The sequence below is a fragment of the Streptomyces sp. NPDC014894 genome (genome assembly GCF_043080985.1).
In the GTDB taxonomy this organism is placed as follows: Bacteria; Actinomycetota; Actinomycetes; order Streptomycetales; family Streptomycetaceae; genus Streptomyces.
Genome location: NZ_JBIBWD010000002.1, coordinates 190,095 through 206,554, shown reverse-complemented (window position 1 = coordinate 206,554; position 16,460 = coordinate 190,095). Strand labels below are relative to the sequence as shown.

The following is a 16,460-nucleotide window of genomic DNA, read 5'->3' as shown; positions in this document are numbered from 1 at the left end:
CGCAGGCCCGGGGCGTGCTGGGCGGGCAGCGGTGGCCGGGGCTCGCCGGAGTGTTCCGCCGTGGATCCGGCGGATGCTCGACGCATGAGCCACGGCGGTGCCGTGCGGGGAGGATCCGGCCCGCGACGGGGTCACCGAGGGAGGGAGGGGCCGGTCAGACCGTCTGCTGCCGCGTTACGCGCAACACGCCGCGGACCACACTCGACCAAAGTCGATGTGATCACGCGTGACCAGGCGCCGCTCGGCAATCATGCAACTAATTGAGCAGTACATCTCGCCGCCCGTCAACTGTGCGCCGGATGATGCATCACCTTTGAACGATCCCGTTCATGGTTGACACGACTGTGCGTCGGATACATACGATCGGGGCCGGACGGGCTCCGCCGAGCACGGCAGCCGCACCGGCCGCGTTGAGGGACGCGGCGATCACGATGACGCCCCGCAGCAGGCCACCGCACCGCGCCGGTCCGGCGCGGCATCCGCGAACGCGCGCCGCCGGGCGGTCACCGGCGTCACGCGCCCCTCCCCTGGAGAGCCTTCTGATGGTTTCGCCGTCCGACATCACCGATCCCTCCCGCCTCGGTCCCGCCTTGCCCGCGACCCGTTCCGGATCCGCCGCCGATGCGCCGGGCGGCGACCCGGATCCCGGCGGGGAGCTGCCCCGGATCGTGCCGCGCCGCCACGCCGGGCGGCTGCTGGCGTCCGCCGCGGCGCTGCTCGTCCTCGCGATGGCGGTCAGCTCCGTCGCCCGCAACGACGCCTTCCAGTGGGAGGTGGTCGGCCGGTACTTCACCACCGCGGCCGTGCTCGACGGGCTGCTGCTCACCCTGTGGCTGACCGGGGTGGTGATGGTGCTCGGCTTCCTGCTCGGCATTCCGCTCGCCGTGATGCGACTGTCCGTCAATCCGGTTCTGCGCACGCTCAGCTGGGGCTATGTGTGGATCTTCCGGTCCACCCCGCTGCTGGTGCAGCTGCTGTTCTGGTTCAACATCGGCGCGCTGTACCCGACGCTCGGCCTCGGCGTGCCCTTCGGCCCCCAGTTCGTCACCGTGGAGACGGTCAATCTGCTCGGGCCCACCCTCACCGCCGTCATCGGGCTGACCCTGCACGAAGCCGCCTACGCGACCGAGGTGGTGCGCGGCGGGATCCTCTCCGTCGAATCGGGCCAGACGGAGGCCGCCCAGGCCCTCGGGATCGGCCGGGCGCGCACCCTGCGCCGGATCGTCATCCCGCAGGCGATGCGCTCCATCGTCCCGACCGCGGGGAACATGCTGATCGGCACGTTGAAGGGCACCAGCATCGTCAGCGTGCTGGCCGTGCACGATCTGCTGTACTCGGTGCAGCTGGTCTACAACCAGACCTACCAGGTCATCCCGCTGCTGCTGGTCGCCACCGTCTGGTACATCGCCGTCACGACCGTGCTCAGCACGGGACAGTTCTACGTGGAGCGGTACTACGCGCGCGGCTCGGCCCGGGCGCTGCCGCCCACGCCTCCCCAGCGGCTCAGGATCCGGCTGGCCGCGCTGCGCGCCCGGCTGGACAGGGTGACCGCGCCCGACGCCGGCGGGGCCGGCCGGCGGTGACCGGCGGGCCCGCCGGCGCGCGTGCCGTGCTCAGTCGCGCGGTGTACGGCGCGGCCCGGCGGGGCCGCCGAGGGCGGGGTAGTCGGTGTAGCCGCGGGCTCCCCCGCCGTAGAAGCCCGCGGGCCGCGCCTCGTTGAGGGGCGCGCCGATCCGGCAGCGGGCGACGAGGTCGGGGTTGGCGAGGAAGTCCCGGCCGAAGGAGAGAAGGTCCGCGCCGCGTTCGAGGGAGTGCGCGGCGGCCCGGGGCTTGTCCCGGCCGGCCGGGAGAGGCGTGATCATCAGCGCCCCGGACCACAGCTCCCTTACCGCCGCGTCCAGTTCCGTGCCCGTCTCGCCGTGGTGCAGATAGGCGATCCCGAGCGGCGCGAGCGCGCGGACGAGCGCGGTGTAGGCGCCGTACGGGTCGGTCTCGGCGAGGTCGCCGAACGGGTTGGACGGCGAGATCCGCACCCCGGCCCGGTGCGGGCCGACGGCGTCCGCGACGGCCTCGGCGATCGAGACGGTGAGCCGGATCCGGCCCTCGGCGCCGCCGCCCCAGCGGTCGGTGCGGAGGTTGGCGTTCTCCGCGAGGAACTGGTGGAGGAGATAGCCGTTGGCGGCGTGGATCTCCACCCCGTCCAGACCGGCGGCCACCGCCCGGCGGGCCGCGCGGACGAAGTCGTCGATCAGATTCCGGATCCCGCCCTCGGTGAGGGCCGTCGGGGTGACGGCCGGGACCCGGCCGCCGGAGGTGTGGACGAGGGTGTCGGCGGCCACCGCCGAGGGGGCGACCGGGTGCGCCCCCTCGGGGAGGAAATCGGGGTGGGCCAGCCGGCCCGCGTGCATGAGCTGGAGGAAGACCCGCCCGCCCGCCGCGTGCACCCCGTCCGCGACCCGCGCCCAGCCGTCCTGGTGCGCGTCGGTGAACAGCCCCGGCGCGCCCGGGCCGACGGCCCCGGCGGCGACCGGGTGGGTGCCCTCGGCCACGATCAGCCCCGCCGAGGCGCGCTGGGCGTAGTAGTCCGCCATCAGCGTGCCGGGTACGCCGTCGGCTTCCCGCCGGGCGCGGCTCATCGGCGCCATGACCATGCGGTTGGGCAGGGTGAGATGGCCGAGCCGTACGGGCTCGAAGAGGGCGGCGGGCGCGTTCACAGCGGGTCCTTTCAGGGGGGTGGACGGTCAGAGCTTCCAGGTCTCGGCGAGCAGTTCGTACGAGCGGAGGCGGGCGCCGAAGTCCCACGCCTCGCTGACGATCATCAGTTCGTCGGCGTCGGTGCGGTCGACGAGGTCCTCCAGGCCCCGGCGGACGGTGTCCGGCGTACCGGTGAAGGACTCGGCGAGCATGGCGTTCACCGTCCGCGCCTCCTGCGGGGACCAGACGGCGTCGATGTCGTCGACCGGCGGCAGGAACTCCATGCCGCCCCGGAAGTGGGTGAGGAACTTCTGCCGCATGGTGCTGAAGACGCGTACGGCTTCGTCGTCGGTGTCGGCGACGACCGCGTTGGCCGCGACGATCGCGTACGGCTTCGCCAGGGTCGCCGACGGGCGGAACGCGGTCCGGTACAGCTCCAGCGCGGTGCGGAGCCGGTCGGGCGAGAAGTGGGAGGCGAAGACGAACGGCAGCCCCTCACGGGCGGCGAGGGCCGCGCCGAAGGTGCTGGAGCCGAGGATGTGGACGGGCAGGTCGACGCCCTCGCCGGGGATCGCGCGGACCTTGCGCTCCGTGCTGCCGGGGGCGAGATAGCCGCGGAGTTCGGCGGTCTGCTCGGGGAAGTCGGCGCCGCTCTGGTGCTCGCGCCGCAGGGCGCGGGCGGTCCACGGGTCGGCGCCGGGGGCCCGGCCGAGGCCGAGGTCGATCCGGCCGGGGTGGAAGACGGCGAGGGTGCCGAACTGCTCGGCGACCACGTACGGCGCGTGGTTCGGGAGCATGACGCCGCCCGCTCCGACCCTGATCCGCTCGGTGGCGGCGGCGACCCGGCCGATGATGATCGAGGTCGCGGAGCTGGCCATCGCCGGGGTGTTGTGGTGCTCGGAGATCCAGAAGCGGCGGTAGCCGTACGCCTCGGCGGCCCGGGCCAGCGCGACGGTGTTCCCCAGCGCCTCGGCGGCGGTCCCGCCCGCGCGGATCGGGGAGAGGTCGAGGACGGAGAGCGGGATGTCGGAGTAGCGGGTCATGACGGTTCTTTCGGGGTGGGCGGGCGGCGCCCGCGCGGGGGTGATGGGGTCGGGGGGCCGGCTCCGGGGCCGGAGCCGGGCCCTGTGCGGCACGGGCGGCTGTCGCGGGGGCGTCAGGACAGGTCCAGGACGGCCTTTCCGGGCAGTCGGCTCTCGCGCACGGCGTCGAGCGTGCCGGCGGCGTCGGTCCAGTCGCCGCGCCACACGGTGTGGGTGCGGAGCCTTCCGGCGGCCGTCTCGGCGGCGAGCCAGGTCAGATCCCTGTCGACGCCGCCGCCGGACATCTCGAAGAAGGTGACGATCGAGCGGTCCTGGCGGGCCGGGTCGGCGAGCAGGCTGCCGGGCGCGAAGGCGGTGGCGCCGCCGGAGGCCGCGCCGGTCAGCACGAGCGTGCCGCCCTCGCCGAGCGCGTCGAAGTACGCGGCGAGATCGGGGCCGCCGACCTGGTCCAGCACGCCGTCGACGGGCGCGGCGATCCCGCCGGGTCCGGTGACGACCTCGTGGGCGCCGAGGGCGCGCAGCTCGTCGGCGGCCCCGGGCCTCCGGGCGACCGCGACGACGTGCGCCCCGCCGCGGGCGGCGAGCTGGACGGCGAACCGGCCGACGGCTCCGGTGGCCCCGTTGACCAGGACCCGGCGGCCGAGGATCGGGCCCAGCCTGCGGAGGGCGCGCAGCGCGGTGCCGCCCGAGACCGGCAGGGTGCTCATCTCTCCGAGGTCGGCGCCCTCGGGGACGGCGCCGATCAGCGCCGTGTCGACGGCCCGCAGCTCCGCCCAGCCCTCGCCGAGGCCGAGCGTGGTGACGGGGGCGCCGGCCGCCGGTCCCGAACCGTCGGCGGCGGCGCGTTCGACCACGCCGGCGGCGTCCCAGCCGATCACCGATCCGTCGGGCGCGCCGGGGAGGATGTAGCGGAACTCGGCCGGGTTGGGCGAGATGGCCGTGACCCGGACGAGCGCCTGGTGGGGCGCGGGGACGGGGTCGGGCGTTTCGGCGAGCCGCAGCTGCCCCGGGGCGGAGCGGTCGACGATCAGGGCGCGCATGGGATTCCTCCGGTGGGTCTGTGGAACGGGACGGGCCGGGCCGGCCGGGCCGCACGGGCAAATATGGCACTCAGTGGCATTTGCCCATGATGGGCAAACGCATCGAAAGGGCTCGGGTATTCCCGGGGCGATTCCGCCTACACTCGCCGGTATGACGGCAGCGACGGCGACGACACCGGGACCGGCGGGCAAGGATCTGCCGCTGCGCGAGCGCAAGCGGCTGCGCACCCGGCGGGCCCTGGTCGAGACGGCGCTCGCCCGCTACACCAGGGACGGCTTCGAGCGGACGACGCTGGACGACCTCACCGACGAGGTCGAGGTCTCGAAACGGACCTTCTTCCGCTACTTCGCCTCCAAGGAGGATGTGGCGCTCGCGCCGGAGAAGGAGTTCTGGGCGACCTTCCTCGACGTCCTCGGGGAGGCCGAGCTGACCGGTCCGGTCCTCGGCGTGCTGCACCGGGCGCTGATCGCCTCGCTGGAACGGATGGAAGAGGAGTGGGAGCGCCGGTTCGCGGAGAGCCGGCGGCTGGTGGGGCGGACCCCGGCGCTCTCGGCGCACAGCCTCCAGCACTGCGCCGAGACCTCCGACGCCGCCCTGGCGCTGCTCGCCGTACGCCTGGGACCGCTGGGGCCGCTGATCGCGGACGACGGCGGTGGCGGACCGGACGGGCGGGGCGGGCCGAGGGGCCCCGAGGCGGACGATCTGCGGCTGCGGATCGCGCTGGAGATCACCGTGGCCGCCTTCCGGTGCGCGCTGCACGCCTGGTCCGCGGGTCCCGCGACCGCGGGCCGGCCGGAGCTGATCGCCCTGACCGACCGCGCGTTCGCCGCCGTACCGGGGAGTCTGGACCTCACGGCCGGGCCGGCCGGGCCGGGGGCCGCCGGGACCGGGACCTCCGGATCCGCCGGGACCGGGCGCGCCGCCGGGACCGCTGGGGCCGCCGGGACCGGCTGACGGCCCGGGCCGCGAGCGGTACGGCCGCCCGCCGCGAGGCGGTACGGCCGTCGAGGCGCTACGGCCGCCCATGAGACCGCCCGGCCGGAACAGTGAGAGTGTTCCGGCCGGGCGCCCGTTCACCCCGCTCCCCCGGCGGGATCCGGAGCCGTGATCAGATCTGCGGCTTCGGGTGCGGCGGGGACACGTCGAAGGACGAGTGGGCCCCGCCCAGCGCCCGGGACTCCGGCAGCCAGGACGAGACGATCAGGCTGGTCCGGTCCATCAGCAGCTCGGCTCCGAGCCGCTCGGGCAGGAAGCGGCCGAAGGCGTCCAGGCGCTCCAGCCCCTGGGAGACGGCGGCGGACGGGTCGGCGTCGCCGGACTTCTCGGCGACGGTGAGGACGCCGATCTGCTTCTCCTCCGGCTGGAACATCAGCCAGACGCTGGACAGGCCCTGCTTCTCGGCCTCGTCACGGACGGCCGGCCAGATCTCCGCCAGCGCCTGCTCGACGTTCTCGTCCGTGTAGGAGTAGCGCTCGAACCGGTTGACGTGGTGCGAGGTGGCCATCGGCTTGAAGTCGTGCGCGCCGGTGACCTTCCAGTAGTGCTTGTCCACGCCGGGGAAGCGCGACCAGAACTTCACACCGGGCTCCGGGAACAGCTCCTCGTTGGTGAAGTGGTTGTAGTCGAGGACGTTCTCCCAGGTGTCGAAGAGGTAGCGGCCGCCGATGTACTTGACGCCGGTGGCCGGGTCGAAGCGCAGCGGGGTGTACTTGTGGCGCATGCCCGGACGGATGTCCATGTTGGGGCGCTCGCGCTCCAACATGTCGACGAGGTCCTGCGTGGAGTAGCGGTCATCCAGGGGGAAGTCGGAGGTGAAGGCCGCCTCCGCCTTGATCGGGCCGGTCTCGTAGCCGCGGACGTCCATGACTGTTTCCTCTCTCACTGCGTGCTGCCGCTCCCCGGATCGGGCGATCCCGCTCGGGGCGGGCCCCGCCGTGTCACCGGCGGGGCGGGGAGGTCTGATCGGGCGCGGCCCCCTCCTGGGGCCGCGCCGGGACCTGTGGCGCGAAGGAGCCGAGGCTCCCCGTGCCGCGCGGCCGGCCGGCGGGGGGCGTGGATCCACCGGACTCCCCCGTGCCGGGCACGGGGAGCCCCGATGGCTCCGTACGCCCCGGAATCAGCAACCGGACCGCTCGGTCATGTTTTGAACCGTAGCACAACATGACCGCGCGGTCCGGTTGGGTAGGATGGGTCCATGATGAGAGCCGACGCCGTGCGCAACCGCCGCCTGCTGATGGACGCCGCCGCGGCGGAGTTCGCCGAGAACGGCATGGACGTGTCGATCACCCGGATCGCCACCCGCGCCGGAATCGGCAAGGGGACGGTCTTCCGGCACTTCGACACCAAGGAACAGCTGCTCGCGGAGATCTTCAGCGACCGGCTGGAGGAGCTGGTGACGGCCGGGCTCCGGCTCGCCGAGTCCGACGACCCGGCCGGCGCGCTCTTCGAGTTCATGACCGTCGGCACGGAGATCCAGGCCCGCGACCGCTCCTTCTGCCAGGCCGCCGCCGCCCTCTCCCGCAGCGAATCCGCCGTGCACACCTCCCGCGAACGCCTCGCGGACGTGGCCGAGACCCTGGTCGCCAGGGCGCAGCGGGCCGGGGCGGTCCGCGACGACATCACGGGCCTCGACATCGTGCTCCTGCTGAGCGCCGCCTCACAGGCCGTGCTGAGCATCAGCGAGGACGCCCCCGGACTCTGGCAGCGCTATCTGTCCATGATCTTCGACAGCCTGCGTCCCCAGAACGCCCATCCGCTCCCCGTGCCCGCCCCCACCCGGGCGCAGTTCATGGGATAGCCGCGCCCGGCGGAGCCGGGACACGGGCCGCGCCGTACGCGTTCGCCACGGCTCTCGGCGGCAGTGGACCACCTGCGGGCCTGTCGCAGACGCGGCGCGCTGCCGCACGGTCCGGGCCGCCTCCCGTCCAGATCTCGATCCGCGCGCAGCCCGCGCGCCCGGGCCTCGTCCGTCGCGGCCCCGATCGGTTCACCGGCGACGCCCCTGCCCTGACGCGCGGGGCCGACGGCAGGCATCTCGCCCATCGCGACGGTCGCACCCGCTCCCTGTACGAGTGCCTCCCGGCGCACGGCGCGGCCCGCGCGCTCGCCGCCCCGGCAAGGCCGCTTCCCGGGGCGGCGGTTCTCCCGAATCCCCGCGGCCCGACTCGCGCGCCGGTCGGGGCGGGCGGCCCCGAACAGCCCCGGCCCGAGGAACCGTTCGCAGGATCCCCGCGTCACCCGTAAAGAGATACAAGAGACAGTGAAATGCATGGATGAGTGAATATGGCACCAATGTCCATGATTCAGACAACCTTCGTTCAGCTCAAGTCATTCTTTGCCCCTTCATAGCCCCCAGAACGCCTGCCCTTGACCCTGTGCGAGAGGGCGGGCGCCTTCGTCTCGTCGCCCGCCCAAGGATCCGCACCCGGCCTCGCCGACTCGGCCGGCCGCCCGGGAGCACACGGCAGCACACGGCAGAAGGAGTCCCGGCATGACCCGCCTCTCCAGATCGAATTCCTCAGCGTGGTTCGCGGCGGCGGGAGCCGCCGTGCTGCTCGGCCTGTCGGTGCACCCGTCGGCGGCCCACGCCGCGCCGCTCTCCTGCGGTCAGACGGTCACGGCCGATGTCGTCCTCACCGCGGATCTGCTCGACTGCCCCGGCGACGGTCTCGTCGTCGGCGGCGACGGCATCACCGTCGACCTCGGCGGACACACGGTCGACGGGGTCGGCCTGGGCATCGGGATCCGCGTCGACGGGTTCGACGACACCGTCATCGCCAACAGCGGCGGCGCGTCCGCCCGCGTACGGCAGTTCGACCACGGAGCACGCCTCGGCCCCGGCTCCTCGGGCAATGTCATCGAGCGGCTCGCCTTCCATGACAACGAACTCGCCGGTGTCCACCTCGACGACGCCGACGACAACCGTGTCCGCGACAACCTCATCGAGCGGCAGGCCCAGAGGGGCGTCGTGGTCACCGGCGGATCGAGCGGCAATGTGATCGCCGACAACGCGATCACCGCCAACCAGGGGGAGGGCGTACTCGTCCAGAACTCCGCCGGCAACCGCCTGGAGGGCAATCTCATCGCCGACAGCGGGGACGGCGGCCTGATCCTGGAGGGCGCGAGCGGCAACACCCTGCTGAACAACTCCGTCGGCGACAGCAGCGACGGCGCGATCGCCCTGCGGCTCGGCTCGAACGGCAATCTCGTCCAGGGCAACGCGTCCTCCCTCAACCAGGACGCCGGACTGACCGTCTCCGACTCGACCGGAAACCGTCTCCTGTCCAACACCCTCCAGGACAACGGCGACAGCGGAATCGTCCTTCAGTCCGCCCACGGGAACACGGTCATGGGGAACGACGTCAGCGGGAACACCGGAGGCATCGAACTGAGCCGGTCCGACGGCAATCTGATCGAGTCCAACATCGCGGACCGCACCACCGGGGACGGCATCAGCCTGGAGCTGTCGCTCGACAACTCCCTGCGGCTCAACCGGGCGAACCACAACGGATCACAGGGCATCCACATCGAGGGGGAAGCCTCGCCCGGAACCGGCAACCGACTGATCGACAACACCGCCGACGCCAACCAGAGCGGCGGCATTCTCGTCTCGAAGTCCGTCCACACCCTTCAGGGCAACACCGCCCGGGCCAACGACGGCTGGGGCGTGTACGCCGAGCCGGGCAATGCCGACGGCGGAGGCAACCGGGCGAGCGGCAACGCCGAATCCGGCCAGTGCGCGGGCGTCGTCTGCGCTCCCTGAGACCCGGCCCGGCCGCCACCGCGACCGGCCACGGCGTCCCGCCTCCCGGCCGAGGGGCCCGGGCCGCCCTCCCCCCGCCGAAGCGCCCGGCCGAGGGGCCCGGGCCGCTCCCCACCGGGCCGCCGGTCATCCCTCCCGGTCCGGGTTCTCGGGGCGGGCCGTCTCGTGGCAGCGGGCGGCCAGTTCGCCGCGGGAGCGGATGCCGAGCTTCGCGTAGATCCGGGTCAGGTGGTACTGCACGGTCTTGACGGAGATGAACAGCTCCGAGGCCGTCCGCTGATTGCTCGCGCCCTGGGCGACGAGCCGGGCCACGGCCTGTTCCTGGGCGGTGAGCGGGGAGGATCCGGGAGCGCCGCGGCCGGCGCTCAGCCCGCCCGCCTGGAGTTCGCGGTCGCAGCGGTCGGCACAGGTGCGTGCGCCGAGGGCGCGATAGGCGTCACGGGCGTTCTTGAGGACCGTGTCGGCGTCACGGCGCTTGCCCGCGCGGCGCAGGGTCTGGCCGTAGGCGAAGTTCACCCGGGCGCGGTCGTACGGGAGGGGGAGCCGGTCGAGATGGGCGAGGGCCGTCTCGAACGCCGCGCGCGCGGCGGCGACATCGCCCCGCGCGGCCGTGATCCGCCCCCGGACCAGGCCCAGCCGCGCCTGGGTGGAGCGATGCCGCCGACGGGCCGCCAGCTCTTCGTACGGGGCGAGGAAGGCGTCGGCCTCCTCGGTGCGGTGCGTCATCACCAGGGCGTTCGCGTAGACGTCCGGCCAGGGCCAGAAGCCCGGTTCGTCGAAGCCCGACCGGTCCGGCAGCCGGACCACGGGGGTGAGGGCCTCGACGACCCGGGCGTAGTCCCCGCGCGCCTCCGCGACCTGGGCGCGGGCCAGACAGGACGGGACCACCATGACCTCGTAGTGGTGCATGCCCGCGGACGCCTCCTCCAGATGGCGTTCGGCGGCCTCCCAGTCGCCGCGCAGGGCGTGGATCTGGGCCCCGGTCCAGTGCACCGCCGGGCGGACGAGTTCGATTCCGGCCTCCGCGAGCCGGGCCGCCGCGCGGTCGGCCGTCTCCAGCGCCTCCGGCCAGGAGCCGAGCGCGAACTGGGTGCGGGCCAGCCACGCCTGGGCCCAGAGCGAGATACGGGTGGAGCCCATCCGATAGCCGGTGGGCACGGCTCCCTCCAGTTCACGGCGGGCGGACTCGGGGGCGTCGTGGGCGAGGTCGACCCAGCCGCGCCCGAGCCGGAAGCGCTGGGACTGGGCCCCTCCGGAGTCCTTGGCGAGGGCCCGCTCGTAGACGCCGACGGCCTCCTCCGGCCGTCCCAGCGCGGCCAGTCCGAGCCCGAGCACCGCCTCGGACTCGATGGCCGAGGGATCGCCCGGGCCGGCGCACTCCAGGGCGCGGCGGGCCCAGGTGACCAGCGCGGGCGCGTCCCAGCGGCCCAGGGCGTGCAGGACGCGCCGCTGGCAGATCCTCGCCATCAGATCGGGCCGCCGCGCGGGGTCGCAGCGCGCCTCGGCCTGGGCGAGGAAGGTCTCCGCCTCGGCCGAGCAGCCGCGCATGATGGCCAGATATCCGAGCACGACGTCGCGGAGCGTGCCGGCGGGGAAGCTCTCCAGCTCCGCGGCGAAGACCGCCGCGCGCGGCACGTCCCCGGCCGCGATCATGGCGTCGACGGCGCGCAGCAGCCGGTCCTGGCGGGCGGCCCGGTCCGTGCTCAGCCGGCCGGCCCGGACCAGGGCGTCGGCGACGGCGGCCCACTCCCCGGCGGACGCCCGCTCGGCGGCGTACCGGTCGAGTTCTCCGGCGAGTTCCGCGTCGGCCGTGGCGGCGGCGGCGCGGTGGGTGAGCCGGAGGCCGGGGTCCTCGGCGAGGTCCGCCGCCCGGCCGTGCAGCTCGCGGCGGCGGGCGAGGCCGATGCCGGTGCGGACGGCGGCCCGGGTGAGGGGGTGGGGGAAGGAAAGCAGGGTGCGGCCCGGTTCGACGGTCGCGGCGAGCAGTCCGGCGGCGCACGCCTCGTCGGCGGCGGGCAGGCCGTCGTCGAGACCGGCGAGGGCGGCGGCCGTGGCCACGGGGACGCCGTCCGCGCCGCCGCTGTCCCCCGCGCCCGCGCCCGCGCCCCCGCCGTCGCCGTTGCCGTCGACGAGTACGGAGCACGCCTCGACCAGGGCCCGGCCCGCTTCGCCGCAGCGGGCGAGCCGGTGCTGTACGTCGACGGTGTGGCGGGCCGGGGCGGGGAGGGTGGGCTGCCAGTCCTGCCAGGTGTCCCGGGGTAGTTCGCGGAGGAGTCCCAGGATGTGCCGGGGGTTGCCCCGCGTGTGCCGGCGAAGGTGAAGGGCCGCCGGGAGGGAGAGCGCCAGCTCGGCGTCGACCCGGGCCAGTTCCCTGATCTCCTCGGGGCCGAGCGGACCGAGACGTATCGCCCCGTCGCGGTGGCCGTCGAGGAATTCCAGGGTCTGTACGGGGACTTCCCCGTGCGGACCGGAGAGGTCGTCCCGGGCCATCAGAACGACGAGGACCCGCTCCGAGGTGAGGGCCCGGACGGCGGATCCGATGGCGCGCAGGCTCTCCGGATCGGCCCAGTGGGCGTCGTCGACGATCACCGCGAGGGGGCCCTCCCGCTGAGCGGCGGCCCAGAGCCGGTGCAGCCGCCGGGCCGCCTCGAGAATCGCGTACGGGGACACCGGCCCGCCCACGGGCCACGGCTCGGGGCAGGAGTCCGGTCCGCCGACGGGAGCCGGGTCGGACGCCGGGGCCGTTACGTGACCGGGGCCCGGGCCCGGCGGGAGGAGCGGGCTCGGGCGGGAATCCGGCCAGGGCTCCTGGCCCCGGTCGTGGCCCGCGGTCCGCGCTGGTGGCTCCGCGAACGCGGGCTCCCGGCCGGAGACCGACATACAGGCGCGGGCCAGCTGCTCCGCCACACCGAGCGGCAGCCCCGACTGCCAGGGCGCCCCGGTGACCCGAACGATCCGCGGCTCGCGCGCCGACGGGGCGCACCGCTCGGGAGGGGCGAGGGAGACGAGGGGCGCCGGAGAGGCGGTCGGCCCGGGTTCCCCCGAGAACGCGGGCCCCGGCGAATCCGGCTGAGGAGCCCGGGCCGGCGCGAGGACATGCCCGGCGAGGGCGGTCTTGCCGCTCCCCGCCGGGCCCTCGATGAGCACCGCCGCGGGGCGGCCCGCACGGGCCGCCCGAAGCAGACGGGCCAGCGCCGCGATCTCCCCGGCCCGTCCGATCAGACTGCGCTGCTGGTCAGAGCGGTTTTCCATGGGCCAGCACGCTAGCACTGGCCCGCGCCGGGGCGCGGAGTACTGGGCAGGGGCGTCCTTGTGGGCGATCCGGGCCCGGGTCCGCAGGCGCATTCGCCGCTGGGCGGGTTTGCGGGTCATGCGGGAGCGTGAATGGGCGACGCGACCGCCCCTCCCGGATACTGCTCTCGGGCGTCCCCGCCCAAGGGCGGTCGCGTCGCGCTCATCTCACCGTTGATTCACCGGTCAGCGACCGTGTCGGACGAGGGAATCCCGGCAGGATTCGTACCGTCTTGACGAGCCCGGGTTCAAACCGTCGGCGACATGTTGAGGGGTTGATTGTTGGCGGCCCCTACCGAGGTCACCGGGCCGCTGAAAGAGATGGTTTTCCCGAAGCACACCGACCATGAGTTCGCCCCGACTCCTGAGGGCGAGCACGACCAGGAGCCCAATCCTCCAGCTGACGGGCTATTCAGGTCCATCCATGCTTGGACGGAGTAGAGGCTGGACCGGTTGTTGCGCACGACCACCGTCCCCTGCACCGAGGTCCCGCTCGACGATCTGACCGCACAAACCTGTGCGATGACATTGGCGGCTATCGGTCTGGATTCGGCACATCACCACGTACTGGGGCTGGAAGTGATCGGGTTGGTGTTGCCGTAAGCTCGCCAGTTGCCTTCGGCGGCCGTGGCGGGGCCGGCCGTAGCCAGCCCCAGCCCGAGAGCGGCGGTGATGACGGCAGTCGATCCTGCGACCGTCCGTGCAGCTCGCATGAAGTCCTCCCTCTGATCCTCACCAGCAACTTCCCCAGCTGCCAGGCAGCTTGAGTATTTATCAGAGCGAACAGGATCACCAGACCCGCCTCCGCGTAATTCTTTTGAGCCGGGAGGCAGTTGCAGATCCCTGTCAGCACGTTCCGTCGAGCGGCGAAATGCAGTCAATGGGCCTCGTGTCGGCCGGCGCATTCGCCGTCATGCTTCCCGCTGCCGACCGTGGCGCACGGGCGGAGGAGCGCGGTCGCCCGTGCCCATCCCGCCATCGGCGACCAGTAGGCCATGTACGAGGCGGCGTGGCTGGTCACCGGCCCGATGCCCCCGCCATGGAGCATATGCAGGATCCCAAAGGCGTCGACGTCTCGCCCCCACCCTTATGGCGGACCCGCCCGCCCATTACCGCGCGATACCGAACCGCTCGGGCAGCCGGCGGTACGGGCTGATGCGGTCCAGCCGGCCGCTCTGCGGCTCTTGCAGTTGAGCGAGAACGCTCAACAGGTCAGTCAAAGCAGAGCAGTTGTCACCGAAAGAGCGGATCGAGCGGGTGAATGAGACCGGTCGAAGCAGCTGAGTCGTCACCAGCGAGGCTGGCTACTTGTCACAAGTACTCATTCGGCAGCCTTTCTGTCACCAGTAGCGAAGATCGTGAGTCTCGGGCTCTCCGGGGGCGATTCCACAGGTCCGTGACGGTGAAACGCGTTGGGCCGGAGAGGGCAGGGGAAGCCGCTGACGCGGTGGCCATGTACTCGCACCGGTGCAGCTGGGAGGACCTGTTCATCACGGTGAACATCGACTCGGGCGGAACCAGCGAAATGAGGAAGCGCGAGTTCGACTCGGGACCTACGCTGGCGCTACCTTCCGCCGCCCCTGTCCAGGAGTAACGTGCCGCCCGCCTACGTTCACCGGATCACGAAGTACGACCCCGCCGACCGTGACGAACACGGCAGCTACCGGGGCGCGGAGGAGGCGGTTGGCGACCACGGCCCGGTCGAGGCCGCGTACCTGAAGGCGATCTCCGCGTTCGCGGAAGCTGCGGGCATTGACCGGCTGGAGATCCGCGAGCCTTCCGTCACCGGGCATGTTCACCTCGGCGCCCAGCCGGCAGTCGAGGGACACGGTCTCAGCGGGCTCTTCCCGGCCGACCTCACCGGTTACCACGACGGGGCCGAGGTCTCCCTGGCGGTGGCCCTGGAGCTGATCCGCGCCATGCTCCGTGAGCAGGGCGCCTGGTGCCGGCTGGAGGCGGGAGACGCTTGCGCCGTGCACGTCGGATGGGACCAGTACATGTACGTGGGCAGCGACCAGCCCTGCACGGACGCCGTGGTCCGTACGCGGGAACTCGGCCTCTTCGCGGAACCAACAGAGGCTTCCCCCTACGCTGCGGAGCCAGAGGTGACAGAGGTCGCCGACGAAGGCTTCTGGGCGTTGGTGCGCACCGAGCTGGCGGCGCGACAAGGCCTGCTGCTGGAGGAGACCACCATCGTCAACGCCTCACGCTGGCACCGTCTCACCACGGAGAACCTCAACGGGGTGCGCACCGGTCTCGGCCCGCGCGCACTGCTGACCGTCTGGCCCGACCTGCAATCCGACGTCGGCGCGGTCCTGACCGCGCTGCCGTCCGAGTGGCACGTCGAGTTCGTCTGGGAGACGAAGGATGGAACGATCAGAGATGTGGTCGTCGATGAGACCCAGTATCAGGAGCTCGCCGCCCTGGTGGCCGACGCGCGAGCGGCCCGTGCCCTGTCCTTCTGCACCGACGAACGCAGTCCACTGCTCCAAGCCGTTCTACCCGACAGCGACGGTGTGCCGCGCGCACGATGGTGACCCGATTCATGAGCGCCGGCCCGCACGACCGGCCCCCGCTGGGCTCCCGGGCCGGGCTCATCGCGGGCGCGCCGCCTTCCGGGCGGCCAGGGTCCGTTCCCTGTGGTGGACATCCGCCTCCGCGCTGGTTCCGTCGCTGTGGCGGACGGTGCACCGCTCCCCCGGGCCCGCCGGGCACTGTGTGCAGAAGACGCTGATCCCGGCGGTGTTCGGGTTCGCGTCCGGAGCGATGGAGCCGCGTACGGGCGGCGGTCTGTCCGGAGAACAGCGGGAGAGCAGCAGAAGCAGCCCGCCCACCATGATTCCTGGCACGGCGGTCGGCAGGCCGGATCAGTGGCCGGCCGGGGTGGGCGCGATCTGCTGGATGAGGTGGAGGAGGTCGGGGGCGACCCACTCCTCCGCGATCCGGTCTCCTTCGAAGCGGTAGACCTCGACGCCGCGACAGGCGACCGTCCGGCCGGTCGCCTCGAACTGCTGGAAGGCGCCCAGGTGGGTCGCCTGGAAGGCGACCAGCACGGTGACCTTGTCGCCGACGCCGAAGATGTCCCGGACATCGATCGTCAGGTCGGGGAAGGCGTCCAGCATGATCTCGCTGCCCATGCGCCAGTTCTCCCGGCCGTGCAGCGGCTCGGCCGTGCCGGGGACGTTGGCGATGAAGTTCTCCGTCAGCGGCTTCTCGGCGGTGTCGAGGTCGCGGCTCTGTACGCACTGGTACGCCCTGCGCACGAGGGCCACGTTCTGTTCGACGGTGGTGGTCATCTCGATGCCCTTTCGAACGGGAGGAGACCCGGGCGCGGTGGTCGCTCGGGCCGGATGCCCACCACTGAAGACCATGACGTCGCGGCAAGGTCAAAGCGAGCTGTCCGAAGCCGCGCTCGGGCAGTCGGCAGCGGCACAGGCCCGTGCTTGACCTTGCCGCGACGCCATGGTTTCCACTGCGGTCATGCGAATCGGAGAAGTCGCCGCCCCGGTCGGAGTCGCCCCGTGTGCTGCGCGGCGCTGCCACCGCCTCGGGCTGCTGCCCGAACCCGCCCGGCGCGGCAACGGGTACCGCGCTTCAGAGGCAGGACGATGCGGGGCCGCAGGAGGTCC

Annotated in this window: 11 protein-coding genes and 1 pseudogene; 6 read left to right on the top strand and 6 right to left on the bottom strand. The window is 72.9% G+C overall.

Annotated elements, in window-relative coordinates; translation table 11 throughout:
* Positions 1–542 precede the first annotated feature (542 nt).
* The gene (locus ACF089_RS05030; protein ID WP_392021983.1) at positions 543–1,583 is read left to right on the top strand and encodes an amino acid ABC transporter permease; all 1,041 of its coding nucleotides are present in this window, start codon (positions 543–545) and stop codon (positions 1,581–1,583) included.
* 30 nt (positions 1,584–1,613) lie between these two features.
* On the opposite strand, the gene ACF089_RS05025 is transcribed toward ACF089_RS05030, so the two are convergent.
* From ACF089_RS05025 to ACF089_RS05015, 3 genes are all read right to left on the bottom strand, one after another.
* Positions 1,614–2,714 (bottom strand): alkene reductase, encoded by a 1,101-nt coding sequence (locus tag ACF089_RS05025; protein WP_392021981.1) that lies wholly within the window; start codon positions 2,712–2,714, stop codon positions 1,614–1,616.
* A 27-nt stretch (positions 2,715–2,741) separates the two neighbouring features.
* The gene (locus ACF089_RS05020; protein ID WP_392021978.1) at positions 2,742–3,737 is read right to left on the bottom strand and encodes an LLM class flavin-dependent oxidoreductase; all 996 of its coding nucleotides are present in this window, start codon (positions 3,735–3,737) and stop codon (positions 2,742–2,744) included.
* Positions 3,738–3,850: 113 nt separating this feature from the next.
* Entirely contained in the window at positions 3,851–4,777 is a 927-nt protein-coding gene (locus ACF089_RS05015; protein ID WP_392021975.1) for a zinc-binding dehydrogenase, read from the bottom strand.
* 151 nt (positions 4,778–4,928) lie between these two features.
* Between ACF089_RS05015 and ACF089_RS05010 the strand changes: the two genes are divergently transcribed.
* Complete coding sequence (locus ACF089_RS05010; RefSeq protein WP_392021973.1) at positions 4,929–5,732, top strand: TetR family transcriptional regulator; 804 nt, start codon at positions 4,929–4,931, stop codon at positions 5,730–5,732.
* Positions 5,733–5,886: 154 nt separating this feature from the next.
* Here ACF089_RS05010 and ACF089_RS05005 read toward each other — a convergent pair whose 3' ends face one another.
* Complete coding sequence (locus ACF089_RS05005; protein ID WP_392021971.1) at positions 5,887–6,642, bottom strand: hypothetical protein; 756 nt, start codon at positions 6,640–6,642, stop codon at positions 5,887–5,889.
* Positions 6,643–6,972: 330 nt separating this feature from the next.
* Between ACF089_RS05005 and ACF089_RS05000 the strand changes: the two genes are divergently transcribed.
* Positions 6,973–7,575, top strand: a complete 603-nt coding sequence (locus tag ACF089_RS05000; RefSeq protein ID WP_392021969.1) for a TetR/AcrR family transcriptional regulator — start codon at positions 6,973–6,975, stop codon at positions 7,573–7,575.
* Positions 7,576–8,268: 693 nt separating this feature from the next.
* Positions 8,269–9,540, top strand: a complete 1,272-nt coding sequence (locus ACF089_RS04995) for a right-handed parallel beta-helix repeat-containing protein (RefSeq protein WP_392021966.1) — start codon at positions 8,269–8,271, stop codon at positions 9,538–9,540.
* 126 nt (positions 9,541–9,666) lie between these two features.
* Here the strand turns inward: ACF089_RS04995 and ACF089_RS04990 are convergent, their stop codons facing one another.
* Positions 9,667–12,792 (bottom strand): AAA family ATPase, encoded by a 3,126-nt coding sequence (locus ACF089_RS04990; protein WP_392021964.1) that lies wholly within the window; start codon positions 12,790–12,792, stop codon positions 9,667–9,669.
* Positions 12,793–14,426: 1,634 nt separating this feature from the next.
* Between ACF089_RS04990 and ACF089_RS04985 the strand changes: the two genes are divergently transcribed.
* A complete protein-coding gene (locus tag ACF089_RS04985) occupies positions 14,427–15,368 on the top strand; it encodes an RNA-binding protein (RefSeq protein WP_392021962.1) in 942 nt (313 codons plus the stop codon).
* Between the two features lie 330 nt (positions 15,369–15,698).
* Here the strand turns inward: ACF089_RS04985 and ACF089_RS04980 are convergent, their stop codons facing one another.
* Positions 15,699–16,127 (bottom strand): ester cyclase, encoded by a 429-nt coding sequence (locus tag ACF089_RS04980; RefSeq protein ID WP_392021960.1) that lies wholly within the window; start codon positions 16,125–16,127, stop codon positions 15,699–15,701.
* 184 nt (positions 16,128–16,311) lie between these two features.
* On the opposite strand from ACF089_RS04980, the pseudogene ACF089_RS04975 reads away from it, so the two are divergent.
* Positions 16,312–16,425 (top strand): annotated as a pseudogene (locus ACF089_RS04975) (MerR family DNA-binding transcriptional regulator); the annotation flags it as partial.
* Positions 16,426–16,460: the final 35 nt, after the last annotated feature.